Genomic DNA, 18,338 nt, shown 5'->3' with positions numbered 1-18,338 from the left:
TGATTTTAGATTTTTATTACGTGCGCTGATTTTGAACAAAAGAATAGAGAATGAAGTTGAGTAGAAAGCAATAGATGGCAGACTTCAGAATCGGGTAGATGAAATGTGGAATGAATAAAATGAAATGAGCTCTTAAATGTGTCTGATGAGGTAACAACCTGAGAGATGGTGTTAAGAATCGATTACGTACAACAATTTTAAGCAGGGCAAAAAAACCTGTATGCAATCTGCTTTTAGACGTCTCGTAATTTAGAAGAATAAAAGGAATGGGACTTCCGTAGCTGAGAAGTAGTATGAAGGGTGATCGGATGGATACCGGCTCAGCGTTAGTCCACAATCCCGTCCATCCATTTCAAGAAGTCGGGAACGCGTACGCGGCTTACCAGAACCTCATGTGGGCATGGAGGTGAAAATGAAAGTTTCAGCCGACTATTGAAGTGTTTGGTGACATTTTCAATAGCTTTTACATTTCCGATGCAATTGCGGGATACACGAAAAAACAAACGGCTATCAAGCTGTTGCTCTAACTGGTCTAACGTATAGTTTATAATATATCGCTTGTCATTGAATGTATGAAGGAAAACGACCCCATCTTCGCTATAAAAATGACCGATATTCGTCGTTTCTATGTAATGATAGTTTTCTCCTTTCGATATCAGGAAGCGGTTTTTTTCTTTGAGAGATAGTATCTGCTCAAAATTCTTAGGGCCGATTTTAGAAGCGTGATTATGAAAGATGTTTTCGAACTTATTTAGCGCTGCTTCTAATTCTTTTTCGTCAAAAGGTTTTAACAGGTAATCGATACTGTTCAACTTAAACGCTTTGATGGCATGTTCATCGTAAGCAGTGGTAAATATAACTGGTGTGCTTACCTCTACATGATTGAATACCTCGAAGCAACTGCCATCGGCAAGACGGATATCCATAAGAATTAAATCGACAGAAGATGCTTTCAGAAAATCGATTGTTTCTATGACTGTTTTAGTTTGCTTTTCCAGCTGATAACCGGTACGTAAATTTGTCATCATGCGTTTCAGTTCCTGGGAAGCAAACCGTTCATCTTCCACGATAAGGTATTTCATGGCTGTATATAGGGGATTTTTACAATAAACATATGTGCAGCACGCTCAATAATGACGTCCTTAGCGTACAGTTTATATTGCTTGGTGATGTATTTCAGTCCGATTCCTCGTTTATCGGAATCGGTTGATGGTTGGATATTGTTTTTAACCGTGATATAATTATTATCGATAGTGATTTCTATATTTAGTAGTGATTCTTCGGTGGCGATATTGTGCTTAAAGGCATTCTCTATTAGCAATTGCAGGGTAAGAGGAATAATCTTGTTCCTTTCGGAATCGGATATTTTGTTTACTGTGAAAGTGAAGGAGTTTTCAAATCTCATTCTCATCAGAAATATATAGGAATCGAGGGCATCTAATTCTTCCGCAACGGAAACCACCGGCTGCCGGGTAAGGGAAAGCACATACCGATAAGTCTTAGAGAGTGCTTTTGTAAACTTATTGGCGTTGTCTGAGTTTATATATATTAAAGAAGATAATACATTCAGTGAATTAAACAGGAAATGCGGGTTTAGTTGTGCTCTTAATGTTTCGTGCTGGAATAGCAGGACTTCACGTTTCGCTTTTTCGGAATCGGCTATGGCTTTTTGTTCTGAGCGAAAATAATAGATCAGCTCAAACACCAGTAGGATAGGGATGTTTGCAGCCATTCCAAAAGCAAACTTTATAAGAAGTGAGGGCATTCCTTCTCGGGAAATGTTAAATACATCGTAGATGATGTAATTAAATATCCATAAGAGCATCAAGGTGATGAGGGTTATCCCTGTCGTGCCGGCTATGATACGGTAAAATATATTCTTTGAATAGGGCAGATATTTGTTCAAGAATAGCAATAATCTGTAATCTGCTATGCACATTGTAAAGATCACTACATAATGGGCAGACAATTGAATATGGAAGTTGCTCCATAAGTCCTCCTTCATCAGCAGAACGCTGAATAGCATCTGACACAAGGCATAAATCAGTGTTGAAGCGAAGAATATTAGCAGCTTTTTTGTACTTATCCTTTTAATTTGCCCCATGTTTCAAAAATAAAGTTTCTGCGAGAGTTACGGCTGAATCTTTTGTTTTTTCTGATGAAGTTCATTTTTTCGATGATGAATTTAAGACAGGGGGCATTGGATGTTACGAAGCTAGATCTAGCCGGAGAAACGCCCATCAATTGCTTGTCTGAGTAGCGGGTAAAATTACAAATATTCGGTCACACGAAGTCATACGGATGGATAGCTACAGGCCATCATCGGTCTGAAAGCAGCTTGAATCAATGGTGGGTATCCTATTTCGCTTTAAGTAAATGTCGCCGAAATCTGAAGCGCAGACCTGGAGATGCCCTTCTAACACATGCGGTGGATGTTCATAGAAGATGCAAACGTCACAGCTATCGGCTTGTGCCTGGCTGTATTCAAAAACCAGTGGGACGCTTCGGCGAATCGCCGCGAGCCGGGTGTAGAAACTAAGGAAACGGTCTTGTCGGTCCTCGTAGACAGCTTTTGGTTGTGTGGAGACGATGCAGTCCGCTATCTGATCGAGCCGTTTGTAGAACGCGTGATCTTGGATATCGCCGATGAGTCGGGTCTGCCATCCGTAGTGAAAAATGTAAATACTGCCCAATATCTTTGCGGCCAACGCAACGCTGTAGAAAATATTCACTTCGTGTTCTTTTTGAATCAACTTGGGAATAAACTCTGAAATTCCCAAAGCCAATAGACCGAAGAATATAATATTCAAGTAGATCAATGCACGACCTGGTGGATACACGTGCACCGCAAGAATGAAAATGGCTAATGCGAAGATATTAGCAGCGGCGACCGTAAATAGGAATTTTAGGTTATTGCTTGCTCGTTTGTAAAACAATATACCGACAAGTAGATAGAGCACTAAAACGATATAGGTTTTGGAATTGACATCCGTTGCGATGCTCATCGTTTCGAGTAACAATGGGAAATGTTCCGGGAAACTATGTAAGACTAAATGCGTGGCAAATACGGCTTCACCACCGGACCATAGATACATGGGAAGATAGAGCAGCAGTGTGAGAGTAGCAATCGTTGCGGTGACGAGAATTATTTTTAACGTGTTTTTTTTGATGGTGCCAAATTTTATTTCAAAGCAAATCCATGTAAGCACCAGTCCACCCAGCGGGATAATGAATATTTTGCTGGCATACATCCCTATGGTTGAAATGAAGATAAACAGGTATTGACCTGCATTTCCCCGGCTTCTTATAATTCGTATTAGTGCTGCCATGCCGATGAGCCAGCAGCACGTCATTAACATATAGGTTGTGCCGATTGTGCTGAGAACGTTGACCCATAGTGTGACACCTGTCAAGAACATGGTCCATAAGGCCACCGTAAAGGAAAAGAAATGGCGGGCCAAAATGAAAATCACGAAGTGTACCACCATTCCAGCCATGATGCTGGTTATCCGGCATGTGTATAAAGGATCAAGACCAGTTTTCGACCAGGCACTCGAAAATAGATTGTATAGTATATGATTGTTACTAAAGGTAGTCGTTAGGAATAAGCCTTTGTCGGCGAAGTAGACAAAGTTAAATGCTTCGTCGACACTGAACGGCAAGATAAGGAATAACACAATTTTGATCCCAAACATTGCGCTCAGCGTAATGGTCACAATTGATTTTTGTTTACGTGTCAATGAGCGCCACGACCGGCGTACGAAGTTGAATGCGGATGACAAATCGCCAATAAAATTTCCTGTGTGGCGAAGTCCGTCGTTCCAAAAGATGGCCATGAGCGCGATGAAGCCTCCAAGAAAGCCGATGATCCATGGGCTGGTGACCTTCAAAAAATTGTGATGAGCTACTGTGAAGTAAGTAGTTTCGAATTCGGAAATGAGGTATGCCTCGGGAAACTTATTTTTAAACCAACTTGTCAATACAAGATGGTCTAATGATGCCATGAGCAATATGGTGATAATCACATACACCAAATAACAGAGCAGCAAAACAAGGAGAATAGTCTTGACTTTGTTCACAGTTTGTTTTCAAAATATTGTTTTCATTGTAATGAAACACTGATATCATTTCTCATAATTTCATGCAGGTAGACAGCGCGTTATGCGACGCGGGTAACAAAGTAGTACAAAATTTTCCTAAAGATCCAAAAGTCTGGTTTAAAGGTTAGAATTAATGAAATATCTATTAGAAACCCCGTTAAAAGGAACCGTCGGCCGCGGAAAATATAAGACAGATAGCGTCACTTGCATCCTGTACGTGAGAGCTTCGATCGGACAGTATTTGTTGTCTGTATTCATGTTTTGCGTTTCGTTATAGATTACCTTAGAGAGTGTCACCACATTTACTTGTGGTGCAATCCTAAAATATTTCACTGTTGGGCATAGAAAAGGTCCTTTGCCTGGCGAATGCACCTTTTTACCTGCCGAAAAGCGCAAACCTTTCCTGTGACGCGCCGTTTTTCTATCATGATCCCTTCGGTTGTAAAGCGGAAGTGCTTAATTTAGAACCTTATGAAGATGCCGTTCGAAATGCTTTTGGTCACCAGCTGTATTGGCGCTTTTCAAAGTGTTTTTTTTGGAGTTTACCTTTTCACTGTTCGCAAAGGGCGCGCGATCGCCGATGTATTACTGGCTCTGTTGTTGATCGCTTTCGCGATTAGGATATTCAAATCGGTCGGATACTATTTTTCGGATGGCCATGTAATCCCTAACGTACTGATGAACTTTGGGTTTGGCACTAACCTGGCCATCATGCCCTTGCTATGGCTTTATCTAAATGCATTTGTAAACAAAGAGTATCGGTTTTCCTGGCGCCGTGATTTTATCCAGTTAGTTCCTTGTATTATTGCGCTGCTGCTCAGTCCGTTTCTCACCGACTATTTCTGGATGAACCAGAATGGCTATACAATTTCCCTTTTGTCGATGCTGGTGTATTTGCCTTTCTGTGTGCACCTGATAATAAAACATCAAAGCTGTCTTTCCAGAATTCAGCGTCTTTGGCTCATCAGCCTGATGTCAGGAGTGACGGTTGTGTGGTTCGGTTATCTTGGCAATTTCGTATTCGGGATTGTCCCCTATATCGCTTCGCCCGTAATCTTCTCCGTGGTGATTTGTTTTCTGAGTTTCCTCGCCTTAAAGGAGAGTTCTGTTTTCATGCGCGAAATGAAATACCGAAGCTCTTCCTATACCCAAGCGCAGATCGATGTTTGTTATTCGCAGTTGCAACAATTGTTATCTCAGGGCCAACCCTCCCGCGATCCCGGCTTGACACTGCCCAAACTTGCCAGCAAGCTAATGGTCACGTCGAATCTGCTTTCCGAAACAATTAACAAAAAAGCGGGCCTTAATTTCCCGGATTTCATCAACAGCTACCGGATCAGTGATGCTAAAGCACTGTTTGAAAACCCCGCGTATGACAATCAGAAGATCGCCACCATAGCTTTTGAGAGCGGGTTCAACAGCCTTTCGGTCTTCAACATCGCGTTCAAAAAAGTCACATCCACCACACCTTCAGCTTTCCGCAAGTCTCTTAGGAAAGTGTAAATGCCCATTTTCGCTACCGGATTTACACTTCCGTCAGAGGTTACCACGTTGCTTGATAGATCCCGCCCCAGCGCTTAACTAGTTTTGAGCTTATCTATTCGCTTAAAACAAATTATCGCTATGCCCAAGTACATTCTGACGATAAACAAGAAGCAACACATCGTTGAGGCGGATCCCGATGTCCCCCTGGTATGGGTGCTGAGAGACTATGTGGGACTGAAAGGTACCAAGTTCGGTTGCGGGATCGCCTCATGCGGTGCCTGCACCATTCACTTGAACGGAAACCCGGTGCGTTCCTGCCAGTTAAAAATTGCCACGGTCCCGGCAACGGCAAAGATCACAACCATAGAAGGAATAGGAGAACAAGGTCTCCACAGCGTGCAGCAGGCCTGGCTGGAATTGCAAGTCCCTCAATGTGGTTATTGTCAATCAGGACAGATCATGTCCGCCGTGGCACTGCTGAGGAAAAAACCGAATCCAATAGACAAGGACATCGATACTGCCATGGCGGGAAATCTTTGCAGGTGCGGAACCTATGAGCGCATCCGACAGGCCATTTATCGGGCCGCAGAAATGGAGGCTGAAGTTGTGACAAGAGATAAATAATCATGTATGCTGGCAGAATCCCCAAAAACAAATCGCCGAGATTTCATTAAGACGTCAGGTCTTGCAACACTCGGCCTATTGATCGGACTTGACGCGAAGGCAAATCTTCTCAACCTTTCGTCCAACAACGCTGCGGCACTTCCGGTAGAAATAAATCCTTTTATCCTGATTGGCATGGACAACACGATTACTATTATAAACCCACGCCCGTGCATGGGTCAGGGAACAATTCAATCAGTGCCGGCGATGATTGCCGAAGAACTTGAAGTGGATATGGAGAAAGTCACGATCATCCAGAGTGATGGTAAAAGTAAGTACGGCGCCCAGACTTCTGGAAACAGCAGCTCAATCCGAAGACTATGGCTTCCGCTTCGTAAAGCGGGCGCAGCCACAAAGGAAATGCTTATCGAAGCAGCCTCCGGGAAGTGGAGCATATCGCCAACGCAGTGCTATGCTGAAAACGCTAAAGTATTTCGGAGAGACAACGGTCAGAGTTTTACCTACGGTGAACTGGTTGAGGCGGCATCTAAACTCAATGTTCCGCAAGAGCCCGTACTCAAACAAAAAAACGAATTCAAAATTTTAGGCAAACCAGCCAGGCGTTTCGATTTGCATGATCGTGTGACAGGCAAAGCAGTGTATGGACTCGACATCGATGTTCCCGGAATGGTCTACGCCGCCATATTACATAGTCCGATGATATTCGGTAAACTTGTATCCATTGATGATGCCGAAGCGATGAAAATTCCTGGCGTAATCAAGACGCTTCCATGCGAACGCACCATGATCTATACCACCACGGATTCGGTGGCGGTGATTGCCTCCAACTGGTGGGCGGCAAGCAAAGGAAGGTCTGCATTGAAAGTTACCTGGGATAAAAATGGACTTGATACAATACTCGATAATGAAGAATATATGAGCCGGTGTTACACGGCTGCAAAGAAAGATGGCATTCGTTTCGAGGAGTTCAACGATTTCCAAAGTAAGTTTGAAACACCACAATCGAAACTGGATCTGACGTATGAAACCCCGTTCTTGTCGCACGTCCCTATCGAACCGGAAACAGCAACAGCCCATGTGAAAGAAGATGGTTCAGTAGAAATCTGGGCACCGCTTCAGGGGCCGGGTGAAACACTGGAAGAGGTCGCCCGCTATCTGAACATCTCAACTGACAAGGTAAAAATTCATGTGGCGTTAATGGGCGGATCATTCGGAAGGAAAGCCTATATGGATTTTATAAAGGAAGCGTGTTTTCTTTCAAACAAACTTAAGATCCCCGTGAAAGTGATCTGGACACGTGACGATGATATTGGTCAAGGTCCTTATCGCCCTGCATTACTCAGTCACATGCAAGGTTTTGTAAAGGATGGAAAGATCAAAGGCTATCATCATCATATGATTGGAGAGTCGATCCTGGGACAGGTATTCAAAGGACTTGCTGACGATAAAGCCGATCCATGGATAGGAGAGGAGTCGAGCCCGAACAATAACAAATACATGTTCACCGAAGCTCACAAGATCAGTTGGACGAATGTTAAAACTGTCATTCCTATTATGTGGTGGAGATCGGTCAATGCGTCAAACATTGGTTGGGGGCAGGAATGTTTCATCGATGAGCTCGCGCACCTTGCAGGAAAGGATCCGCTGCAGGCACGCCTTGATATTCTTGAAGACGAACGGTTCCGAAAAGTACTTACCACGCTTACCGAAAAAACAAACTACCATCAGAAACTTCCACAAGGATCAGGTCGGGGCATTGCAATCACCCGGGCTTTCGGAACGATCGTTGCATGCTGCATCACTGCCACAAAGTCCGGTAATGGCGTAAAGCTTGACAGTGTAGTTTCTGTTATCGACTGTGGGATGTATGTAAATGCCGACACGGTAAAAGCACAGACAGAAGGCAACATCATCATGGGCATCACAGCTGCGATCAAGCCGGGGATTGTTTTCAATAAGGGGGTTTGCACGCAAAACAACTTCAACAACTATCCCATTCTCAGAATAAATGAAACACCAAAGATTGAGGTGTACATCATCGAAAATGCGGAAGCCCCGGGTGGTGTGGGGGAGGCCGGGCTTCCGCCTGTTGCGCCCGCGTTGGGTAACGCTATCTTTGCTACTACGGGTATCCGTAAGCGCAGTTTACCTATCGACATCACCAACCTCACTGCGTGACGGAAATCAAAATCATTGGCAAAATACTTCCGCACATGGTGGAGTTGGGAAGGAAGGCGTTTTTAACCCAAATACCCCCTATAGTTTATACAAATCCCCCCATTGCCGGCGCGTTAGGTTATGGTAACTTGGCTCTCTGGCTTATCCGTGGGAACCATGAATCGGGATACGAAGGGACTTTGTTTTTCGCACATGTTGCGAGGGTTTATATTGGTTGCGTCCGTGCTGTTGCTGACGGCGTTCATACCGCACGAGCCTAAGAACCGCATTCGGCATTACGGCATCAGGGAGGGGCTGTCGCAGGGCGTGGTGAACAGCATAACGCAGGATGAGCAGTCGCTGATGTGGTTTGCGACCGAGGACGGCCTGAACCGCTTTGACGGCTACTCTTTCAAGGTCTTTAAATACGACCCCGACAATGCGCGCGGGCTGGCGGACAACTTCATTCAAAGCATTTTTAAAGACTCTCAGGGGGATTTTTGGGTCTCTTCCCGAAAAGGGCTGCACCGCTTCGACCAACTCAAGGAACAGTTTACGTTGTACAAACACTCATTGCCGGCGGGTGCAGCCGGCAATGGCAACGATGTGAGTTTCATTGCAGAGGGCGGCGCGCGTAATTTGTGGGTGGCGTGGTATGGGGCTGGTTTTGCGTCGTTTAATACGACTACCCATACTTTTACACCTTATACAGACAAGACGTTGTCTGGGCTCACGAGTACGCAGACGCTTACGCTGCTGGAAGATAAGTTTGGGTTACTGTGGGTGGGAACGCAGAACGGCGGGCTGGATGTGTTTCAGGTGAGCAAGGGCGCGGTTTTGAAGAAACACGAAAGTTTGTCGGATAAGAAGTTGCTGCCGTCGCATACCGTGCGGTGTTTTGCGGAGGACCAGGCGGGTAACCTTTGGATCGGTACGGCCAATGGGTTGGTGTTGTACAAGCGACAGGAAAATACTTTTTATACCTTCAACGGTGCACAATTCGGCATTGCGGGTAAGAGCATCTTTACCCTACTGGCCGATAGCCACGAAAACCTTTGGATTGGCGTGCAGGGTGGTGGCCTTTATGCGCTGGACCTGCGGCAGCTCGGGAGTCGTAATCTGGACGATGTCATTTTTAAGCGTATTCAGAATCTGGATACGTACAATATCTCCAAACGCACTATTCTGTCGCTGTACGAAGACAAAAACAAGAACCTGTGGGTGGGCACGTTTGGTGACGGCGTATATATGATGAGTGGCTTGCCTGAGAAGTTTGTAAAATTTCAGCGCAAGCAGTATAACGACGAGTCGCTTAGCTATGTGCAGTACTACGGCATGTGCTATGATGCTGACGGCAACTTGTGGCTGGGTACCGATGGCGACGGTATATACCGCGTGCGCAGTACGGGTGAGACCACCGGGCACTACAAGGCTGACGGCCGGCCGGGGAGTCTGAAAGACAACGCTGTGCTTAGTGCTTTTCGTGACCATCATAACAACTTGTGGTTCGGCACTTATTCACAGGGTTTGTTTCGCTATGACAAACAGCACGACCGTTTCGAGCACTACCGCTACCTGGGCGACCCGGCGCTGACGGGGGCGCACGACGTGCGTGTGATCTTTGAAGACGTTCAGCATACATTGTGGGTGGGTACCAACCGTGGGGGGCTTTGCCGGGTGGATGAAACGCGCCGCGGCTATAGCCAGGTGCCAGGTGCCATGGGAGTACTGCGCGATGGCGACATCCGCGCGATTGCGGAGGACAGTACTGGTGGCCTGTGGCTGGGCTGTTATGGCGATGGCGTGCATTATCGCGCGGCGGGTGCGGCGCGGTCCCAACGATATTTCTATTCGTCGGATACCGTAGATCAACTCAAGAGCAATGTGGTCTTTGCGTTGCGTTTCGACCGCAAGGATATGCTCTGGATCGGTACTGGAGGGGGAGGGTTAAGTGTCTACAACCCGGGTCGGAAGGCGTTGCGCCGCTTTAGTGACAAACGCGGGCTGGCGAACAATACTGTCTACGCTATTCTGGCGGACCATGCCGACAATCTATGGCTTAGCACCAACAAAGGCATCTCGAAGTATGATCCTACGGCGGAGAAGTTTATCAATTACGATGTAAACGACGGTTTGCAAGAGGGCCAGTTCAACCCGGGAGCGGCGCTGTATAATGAGCTGGCGGGGTACATGTGCTTTGGCGGTACGATGGCTTACAATCTTTTTTATCCCGACCAGGTGGAACAGGATATTATGAAGCCGCGCGTGATGATTTCGGGTTTTCAGCTGTTCAACAAACCGGTGGAAGTAAATGCCCGCAATGGCAGCGACTTTGTGTTGCGTCAGGTTATCAGCCGCACGCCGGCCATTGCGTTGACGCACGATCAGTCGGTGTTTACGTTTGACTTTGTCGGCATTAACTACAGCTACCCTGAGAAAAACGTCTACGCCTACAAGCTGGAAGGGCTTGACCGTGATTGGAATTATGTCGGCGCGCAGCGCTCGGCCACGTATCGCTATGTCGCGCCCGGCGACTATGTATTTAAAGTCAAGGCTTCCAACCAAGAGGATGCGTGGAGCGATGAGTATGCTCATATTGCCGTGACCATTCTGCCGCCGTTTTGGCGTACCCCGCTGGCGTATAGTCTGTACATGGTGGTTGGCGGGGGATTGTGTTTTGCTATCGTGACGGTGCGCAAAAAACAGGCTACCCTGCGCAAGCGGCTCAAGATCGAGAAGGCACAACGCAAGCGCGAGCGGCGCCTGGTGCAAGAAAAGCTGACTTTCTTTACCGAGATCAGCCATGAGTTCCGCACGCCGCTGACGCTGATGATCGGTCCGCTGGAGGAGATGGTGGTGCGCGAGGGGAGCTATACTCCGAATGGCCGTAAACTGAAGATGGTATATCGCAACGCGCACAAGCTGCTGAGCCTGATCAATAAACTGCTGGACTATCGTAAGATCGAGAGCGGCAACATCGTTCTCCATGTCACGGAAGACGACCTGGTGGCATTCGTCGAGGAAATCTGTATTACCTTTCAGGAACTAGCCGTGCGTAAAAACATTGCCTTCCGGTTTCATGCAGATTTGCCGTCGCTGCCGGCGTGGTTTGACAAGGAGAAGATGGAGATGGTGATTACGAATATCATTTCCAATTCCTTTAAATATATCGGCAACGGCAACGAGATCAGCGTATCGCTGCACCGGCAGGCATCTGAAAAGTGGCCGCAGGGCAAGGTGTTGATCAAAGTGAAGGACAACGGCATCGGCATTCCGCGTAAACAGCTTGGCAGTGTATTCGACTGGTTTTACCGTGGCGACAGATTCATGCCGATGAGCTCGGGCATCGGCCTGGCGCTGGCCAAAAAGCTGGTGAACCTGCACCGGGGGGAAATTTATGTCGAAAGCACGGAGGGAAGCGGCTCGACCTTCAGCGTGAAGTTTCTGCTGGGTAAGGATCACTTCAAACCCAACGAGATTGTGGCTGACGCCGGTGAAAACAAGTTTCTCTTACAACCGGACCCCGCCCCGGTGCCGTCCTCATCGTTGCTGCTCGAAGAGGCTGTGAACGATACCACGGGCCGCAAGGGACAGCGGTGCCTGCTGATTGTGGAAGATGATGAGGACATCCGCACATTTTTGCGTGAATATTTTGAGAAAGACTACCACGTGCTGGAGGCGGTGGAAGGACGCGAAGGACTTACGCTGGCGGCGGAGCACCACATTGACCTCGTGATCAGCGACATTATGATGCCCGGCATGAACGGCATTGACTTTTGTCGCGAGTTGAAAAACAATATCCGTACGAGCCATATCCCGGTGGTACTATTGACAGCCAAAACATCGCTCACTCACCACAAAGAGGGGATCGAGATTGGTGGTGATGCCTACATTACCAAGCCGTTTAGTCCGGAGATGCTTACGCTGACGATCAACAACCTGCTGCAGTCGCGGGAAACCCTTAAGCGTTTTTACCGCAACCTCTTTGCGACCCAGACGCCGGTAACGGCACTGTCGGCGTCACAATCTCCCGATGAGAAGTTTCTGCACGCCATTTATGAAATGCTGCTGACCAACCTCGATCACAAGGATTTCAATGTAAACGAGCTGTGCGAGGCGCTTAACATGAGTCGCTCTTTGTTATATAAGAAGGTGAAATTGCTAACCGGCCTCTCGCCGGTGGAATACTTGCGATCTCTCCGTATGCAGGAGGCGGCCAAGCTGCTGAAGTCCAAAAAATATAAAGTCTTTGAGGTGGTATACATGGTTGGCTTCTCAGACCTAAAGTATTTCCGTCAGTGTTTTGTCAAAGAATTTGGCTATTCGCCGTCTGACTTTCTGAAAAACGCGGGGGAAATGGGTTAATCTTTGGCCTCTCCGGAGCCGATGCCCCCTGTACGCATTCTTTTACGGTAATAGATCATTAAAAAAGGCCTCAACGCAGTGTTTTTGAGGCCTTTACCCATCCGCCCCTCACGAAATACAAGTTTACCCCCGTTCGGAACAAACGATTTCGGTCACTTTTATGCAATGGTTTGCAGAAGCCATTTCCGAGACCTCAAAAACAAACCTATGATGAAAAAACATTTACTAAACACCCTGGCGCCCGGGGTGCTGCTTCTCCTGGCAGTCTGTGGCGGCCTGCTTTCCCCCGGTTCCCTGCGGGCGCAAACGGAGGTGACCGTGACGGGCGTGATCACGGCTCAAGAGGACAATGCCCCCTTGCCCGGGGTGAGCGTGATTCTGAAAGGGACCTCGCAAGGCACGACTACCGACACTGACGGACGTTACACCCTGCGCGTATCTGGCCAGGAGCCGGTGCTGGTCTTTACCTTTATCGGCTACACCTCTCAGGAGATGTCCGTCGGTACCAGGACCTCTATTGATGTCGCCCTAGTGACGGATATCGAGACCCTGTCGGAAGTTGTGGTGGTGGGGTACGGTGAGCAGAAACGCGAGACGCTGACTGGATCGGTTTCGCAAGTCAAAGGCGGCGACCTCGTCAAGAGTCCGCAAACCAACGTGTCCAACTCTCTGGCGGGTCGGTTTTCGGGCATCATTGCCAGCAATCGCGGCGGTGAGCCCGGCTACGATGGCAGCAGCTATAACATCCGCGGCCTGGCCACGACGGGTAACAACGACGTGCTGGTGGTTATCGACGGTATACCCGGTCAACTCGGTGGCCTGGAACGGCTCAATCCGAACGACATTGAAAGTATTTCGATTCTCAAAGACGCTTCGGCCGCTGTGTATGGCAGTCGTGCTGCTAACGGCGTGATACTCGTTACTACCAAACGCGGCAAGAGCGGCAAGCCTACGATTTCGTACAGCTTCAATCAGGGTTTTTCATCACCCACCCGGTTGCCCGACATGGCCGATGCGTTTACCTATGCTACCATTCAAAACGAGATAGATTACTATAATAACAAGGCGGGCGGCATGAACCAGCACTATAGCGAAGAGCAGCTGCAGCGCTTCCGCGACGGTTCGGACCCCATCAACTATCCCAACACCAACTGGGCTGACGAAACGCTCAAGTCTGTTGCGCTGCAAAACCAGCAGAACCTTTCCATTAATGGTGGTACGGAAGACATTCGCTACTATGTATCGCTCGGCAAAATATACCAGGATGGTCTGTACCGCCACGGCGCGACGAAATACAATCAGTATAACTTCCGGTCGAATATAGACGCCAACATCAGCAAGGACTTTAAAGTATCGTTGTCGCTGGCCGGCCGCGAGGAGGACCGCATCTTTCCCACCACCGGGGCGAACGATATTTTCCGGTCCATTTACCGTGCGTACCCGACGGTCATTGCGCGTTACCCCAACGGCTATCCGTCCACGGGTATCGAAAACAACAACCCCATTATGCTGGCAACAAGTGCCGGCGGTACGAACAAAAATCCCATCCAGGTGTTCAATGGCATCCTTCGGGCGAGTTATGCTATTCCGGCGGTGAAGGGGCTTTCCGTGGATGGCTTTTATGCGGTGGACAAGACGTGGAATTTTTCCAAGTCTTTTGCCAAGCCGTACGCTGTCTACGGCTATACCAGCACTACCGATGTTTATACCCGGTCGGTTACCGGTGGATCTTCCGGTGCCGCGAAGATGACGCAGTCGCAGGAAAACAACAGCCTGATCAGTTACAACGGTAAGTTAAACTACGAGCGCCAGCTGGGCGACCACAACATCAATGCCTTTGTGGCATACGAGCAAAGTAAAACGCATCGTGAAAATATGGGTGCCACGCGTCTGAATTACCCGACGTCACTCACCCCCGAGCTGACCCAGGGGGGATCAGCGGCTACCGACCGCGACAACACCGGATCCAGCTACAATTATACCCGTCAAAGCTATATTGGCCGCGCCGCGTACAACTACAAAGAGAAGTATCTGGCCGAAGTGCAGGTGCGGGTCGATGGCTCGTCTACCTTCCCCGGCGGAGAGCGGTATGGTACCTTCCCGGCGGTTTCTGCAGGGTGGAGGATTTCGGAGGAGAGCTGGTTTGCAGACAACGTGACGTTTCTCAACGACCTTAAAATTCGCGCCTCGCACGGCCGGTTAGGAAACGATAACGTAGGCCAGTTTCAGTATTTCAACAACTATTCATTTAACAACGTGTACGTGATCGGCAGCGACAAGCATCCGGGCATTGATTTGACCAAGCTGGCCAACCCACAGATTACCTGGGAGGTTGCCAAGAAGACCGACATCGGTCTGAACGCTACCGTGCTGCGCAACTTCTCACTGGAGTTTATATACTTTATGCAAGACCGTTCCAATATTCTGGCACCGCGCAACGCTTCGATACCCGGCAGCTCGGGCATTGTCAATCCTTATGATCCGAAGGATCCGAACAATCCCTACAACCCGTTGGTACCGTCTGAAAACATCGGCGAAGTAAAGAGCCGCGGTATCGAGATGACCGTGGGGTATAAACACACCGGCGATTTCTGGTACAACGTTTCTGCCAACATGACGTATGCCAAAAGCGAGGTGATCTTTATGGATGAGGCCTCTTCGGTATTGCCTTACCAGCGCCAGACCGGCAGGCCCCTGAACAGCTATCTGTTGTACAACACTATTGGTATCTTCCGCAGCGCCGAGGATCTCGATAGCTACCCGCACCTGTCCAATGCGCAACCCGGCGACCTGATCTACGAAGATTACAACAACGACGATAAGATTACGGCCGATGACCAGGTACGTACCAGGTATGGTAACATTCCGGAACTGACCTACGGCGTAAATGTCAATGCTGGTTGGAAGAACTTCGATGTGTCCATTCTCTTTGCCGGGCAGAGTCGCGTGAGCCAGTACGTGCTGGCGGAGTCGGGTACCGTCGGTAACTTTTACAGCACCTGGGCCGATAATCGCTGGAGTCCCTCGAACGTCGACGGCAGCTACCCGCGTGTAGACACCCGGGCATCTGCGTCGATCAACGGTGGGCTGTATAAAAACAACTTCTGGCTGAACGATGCGTCTTTTCTGCGTCTGAAAAATATCGCTATTGGTTACAATGTGCCTGCTCCATTGGCCTCTAAGCTGCGCCTGTCGAACCTGCGTGTATATGCCAATGCCTTCAACCTGTTTACCATTACCGATGTGAAAGATTACGATCCGGAAGGCAGTAGCGAAAGCGGTCAGTTTTATCCGCAGCAGCGCATCATCAATGTGGGTGTCAATCTTCAGTTTTAATCATTATGACTATGAACTTTAACGTAAAATATATATACCCGGTGACGCTGGCGGTCCTGGCCGGCCTGGCAAGCGCCTGCAGCGATGGGTTGCTGGACGTGGACGCGACCGACCGTATCGGCGACGACCCGATTGTAAACGACTCGTCGTTGTTCGAAGACTTTGTGATAAACCGCTACATGGGTGTGCGTCTGCAAGACAAAGAAGCCGAAGGCACACCGCCCGGTTTTGGCCGCGGCTTTGAATACGCCCTGTGGGCATCGCTTACCGATGAAGCTATTTACAACAACGATGATAACACCTGGGTGGTGCAGCGTGGCCAACTGGCGCCGGAGAACGTCGGCATTGCCGGCACGCAGTGGGCGCGCAGCTACCGTAGTATCCGCGAGTGTAACTACGCGTTGAGCGTGATCGACCAGGTGCAGATGAGCGCTGTCCATAAGGCGTGGCTCATGGCCGAGCTGAAATTTATTCGCGCTTACCGCTACCACGACCTGGTTCGCAACTATGGTGCAGTGGTGCTGACGGGCGACAAGGTTTATAACCTTACCGACAACCTGACTGCCGAGGAGTTGTTCGAGAAATCGACGATCGCCGAAGGCGTACAGTACGTGGTTGCCCAGCTCGATGAAGCAGCTTCCGGGTTGCCCGCTTCGAACAACTCGGCGTGGCAACTTGGCCGCGCTACTCGCGGCGCGGCACTGGCGTTGAAAGCACGCATGCTGCTGTATGCCGCCAGTCCGTTGTACAACGCCGGTACCTGGCAGGCCGCGGCCGATGCTGCACAAGACGTGATGGACCTGAGCTACTCGCTACACCCGGACTATCGCTCGCTGTTCCTGTCCCCTTCCAGCAACGAGATAATTTTCGAGCGGCTGTATGCTGTCGGCGCGCGCCATGTTTGCCTTGAAATTTCCAACGGTCCGAACGGCTACGGTGGCTGGGCAGGAAACTCACCGCTGCAGAACCTGGTGGATGCTTACGAAGTGAAGGTGGATGCGACCACGGCTGTACCCTTTGATTGGGACAACGCAGCCCATAAAGCCGCCCCCTACGCCAACCGTGACCCGCGTCTCGATGCCAGCATTCTGCACAATGGCTCGGATTACCGCGGCCGTCAGATCGAAACCTTTCTGCCCGGCGGCAAAGACAGCAAAGACGGTCAGGACAACTGGAACGCTTCGAAGACAGGATATTATCTGAAGAAATTCCTGAACGATGCACTGCCTATCCAAAACCCGTGGGACGTTGCCGGCACACAGCCGTGGATCTACCTGCGCTATGCCGAGGTACTGTTGAACTACGCTGAAGCGCAGAATGAAGTGGCCGGCCCCGACGCCTCGGTGTATGACGCGATCAACCGCATACGCCAGCGCGCAGATATGCCCGTTCTACCGGCGGGACTCGATCAGAACGGTATGCGCGACGCCATTCGCCGCGAACGTCAGGTGGAACTGGCGTTCGAAGAACACCGCTTCTACGATGTGCGGCGGTGGATGATCGCCATGGACACTGAGAACGAACCCGCTTACGGGGTATCGATCGCCAAAAGCGGTAGTACTCTGACGTACCAGAAGGTAGTAGCACTCGATGGACGCAAGTTTGAGGAAAAACATTACTGGCTCCCCATTCCCCGCGCAGAGATTCAATCGTCCGGCGAGCGCCTGAATCAGAGCCCACATTACTAGCCATTGTACGGTCGACCCCGGAAGCATCTTGCTCCCGGGATCGATGTTGAAGATATATACCATCCATGCAATCTCTCTTTACACATTTCAGACTCTGGTACCTTGTGCCGGTGGTCCTTCTGACGGCCTGCTCGCGGAATGATTCGGCCACTGTCACGAACGACGCACGTGTTGTTACCATACACGTAGACGATCGCCGGCAAAGCATTCATAATTTTGGCGGATCGGACGCCTGGGCTTGTCAGTTTGTAGGCCGATGGCGCGACGACAAACGCCAGCAGGTAGCCGACTGGTTATTCAGTATGGAAGACGACGCTGACGGGAAGCCCGAGGGCATTGGTTTGTCGCTGTGGCGTTTTAACATCGGCGCCGGCAGCGCGGCCCAGAACAATATCGTCGATGAATGGCGTCGTACAGAGGGCTTTCTCAATGCCGACGGGAGTTATACCTGGACCCGGCAAGCCGGGCAGCAGTGGTTTCTGGAAGCCGCCCGTCAGCATGGGGTAAATCAGTTTGTTGCGTTTGTGAACAGCCCCCCGGTCCCTGTCTCTTATACCCCTCTGACGCTGCCGACGAAGTTGGC

Annotated in this window: 10 protein-coding genes; 7 read left to right on the top strand and 3 right to left on the bottom strand. The window is 49.3% G+C overall.

Annotation, left to right across the window (positions count from 1 at the left end; translation table 11 throughout):
- Positions 1 to 326: 326 nt before the first annotated feature.
- The 3 genes from KK062_RS26540 to KK062_RS26530 all read right to left on the bottom strand — a co-directional run bounded on the left by KK062_RS26540 (position 327) and on the right by KK062_RS26530 (position 4,079).
- A complete protein-coding gene (locus KK062_RS26540; protein WP_254087411.1) occupies positions 327 to 1,082 on the bottom strand; it encodes a LytR/AlgR family response regulator transcription factor in 756 nt (251 codons plus the stop codon).
- Positions 1,079 to 2,104, bottom strand: a complete 1,026-nt coding sequence (locus KK062_RS26535) for a sensor histidine kinase (protein WP_254087410.1) — start codon at positions 2,102 to 2,104, stop codon at positions 1,079 to 1,081. The genes KK062_RS26540 and KK062_RS26535 overlap by 4 nt, the downstream gene beginning before the upstream one ends.
- Positions 2,105 to 2,309: 205 nt before the next feature.
- Complete coding sequence (locus KK062_RS26530) at positions 2,310 to 4,079, bottom strand: glycosyltransferase family 39 protein (RefSeq protein WP_254087409.1); 1,770 nt, start codon at positions 4,077 to 4,079, stop codon at positions 2,310 to 2,312.
- 492 nt (positions 4,080 to 4,571) lie between these two features.
- Here KK062_RS26530 and KK062_RS26525 point away from each other — a divergent pair, with 492 nt between their 5' ends.
- From KK062_RS26525 to KK062_RS31280, 7 genes are all read left to right on the top strand, one after another.
- Positions 4,572 to 5,603 carry a helix-turn-helix domain-containing protein gene (locus KK062_RS26525; protein WP_254087408.1) on the top strand — a complete coding sequence of 344 codons (1,032 nt, stop codon included), beginning with the start codon at positions 4,572 to 4,574 and terminating at the stop codon, positions 5,601 to 5,603.
- Between the two features lie 120 nt (positions 5,604 to 5,723).
- Positions 5,724 to 6,209 carry a (2Fe-2S)-binding protein gene (locus KK062_RS26520; protein WP_254087407.1) on the top strand — a complete coding sequence of 162 codons (486 nt, stop codon included), beginning with the start codon at positions 5,724 to 5,726 and terminating at the stop codon, positions 6,207 to 6,209.
- Positions 6,210 to 6,215: 6 nt separating this feature from the next.
- Positions 6,216 to 8,387 carry a xanthine dehydrogenase family protein molybdopterin-binding subunit gene (locus tag KK062_RS26515; RefSeq protein ID WP_254087406.1) on the top strand — a complete coding sequence of 724 codons (2,172 nt, stop codon included), beginning with the start codon at positions 6,216 to 6,218 and terminating at the stop codon, positions 8,385 to 8,387.
- A 156-nt stretch (positions 8,388 to 8,543) separates the two neighbouring features.
- Positions 8,544 to 12,731: a hybrid sensor histidine kinase/response regulator transcription factor gene (locus tag KK062_RS26510; protein ID WP_254087405.1), complete on the top strand. Its 4,188-nt coding sequence runs from the start codon at positions 8,544 to 8,546 to the stop codon at positions 12,729 to 12,731.
- A gap of 207 nt (positions 12,732 to 12,938) precedes the next feature.
- Positions 12,939 to 16,067 (top strand): SusC/RagA family TonB-linked outer membrane protein, encoded by a 3,129-nt coding sequence (locus KK062_RS26505; protein WP_254087404.1) that lies wholly within the window; start codon positions 12,939 to 12,941, stop codon positions 16,065 to 16,067.
- An 11-nt stretch (positions 16,068 to 16,078) separates the two neighbouring features.
- A complete protein-coding gene (locus tag KK062_RS26500) occupies positions 16,079 to 17,755 on the top strand; it encodes a RagB/SusD family nutrient uptake outer membrane protein (protein ID WP_254087403.1) in 1,677 nt (558 codons plus the stop codon).
- A 65-nt stretch (positions 17,756 to 17,820) separates the two neighbouring features.
- On the top strand, positions 17,821 to 18,338 hold a 518-nt coding region (locus KK062_RS31280), incomplete at its 3' end, for a glycoside hydrolase (protein WP_317195815.1).

The sequence above is a fragment of the Dawidia cretensis genome (assembly GCF_018598175.1).
Classification (GTDB): Bacteria; Bacteroidota; Bacteroidia; order Cytophagales; family Cyclobacteriaceae; genus Ohtaekwangia; species Ohtaekwangia cretensis.
The sequence above is the reverse complement of the archived record's forward strand: the minus strand, read 5'-3'. Positions and strand labels throughout refer to the sequence as shown.

Excerpts from the sequence above, each read along its gene's own strand:
- KK062_RS26540 (WP_254087411.1), bottom strand. The coding sequence starts at position 1,082 with ATGAAATACCTTATCGTGGAAGATGAACGGTTTGCTTCCCAGGAACTG.
- KK062_RS26535 (WP_254087410.1), bottom strand. The coding sequence starts at position 2,104 with ATGGGGCAAATTAAAAGGATAAGTACAAAAAAGCTGCTAATATTCTTC.
- KK062_RS26525 (WP_254087408.1), top strand. The coding sequence starts at position 4,572 with ATGAAGATGCCGTTCGAAATGCTTTTGGTCACCAGCTGTATTGGCGCT.
- KK062_RS26520 (WP_254087407.1), top strand. The coding sequence starts at position 5,724 with ATGCCCAAGTACATTCTGACGATAAACAAGAAGCAACACATCGTTGAG.
- KK062_RS26515 (WP_254087406.1), top strand. The coding sequence starts at position 6,216 with ATGCTGGCAGAATCCCCAAAAACAAATCGCCGAGATTTCATTAAGACG.
- KK062_RS26510 (WP_254087405.1), top strand. The coding sequence starts at position 8,544 with ATGAATCGGGATACGAAGGGACTTTGTTTTTCGCACATGTTGCGAGGG.
- KK062_RS26505 (WP_254087404.1), top strand. The coding sequence starts at position 12,939 with ATGATGAAAAAACATTTACTAAACACCCTGGCGCCCGGGGTGCTGCTT.
- KK062_RS26500 (WP_254087403.1), top strand. The coding sequence starts at position 16,079 with ATGAACTTTAACGTAAAATATATATACCCGGTGACGCTGGCGGTCCTG.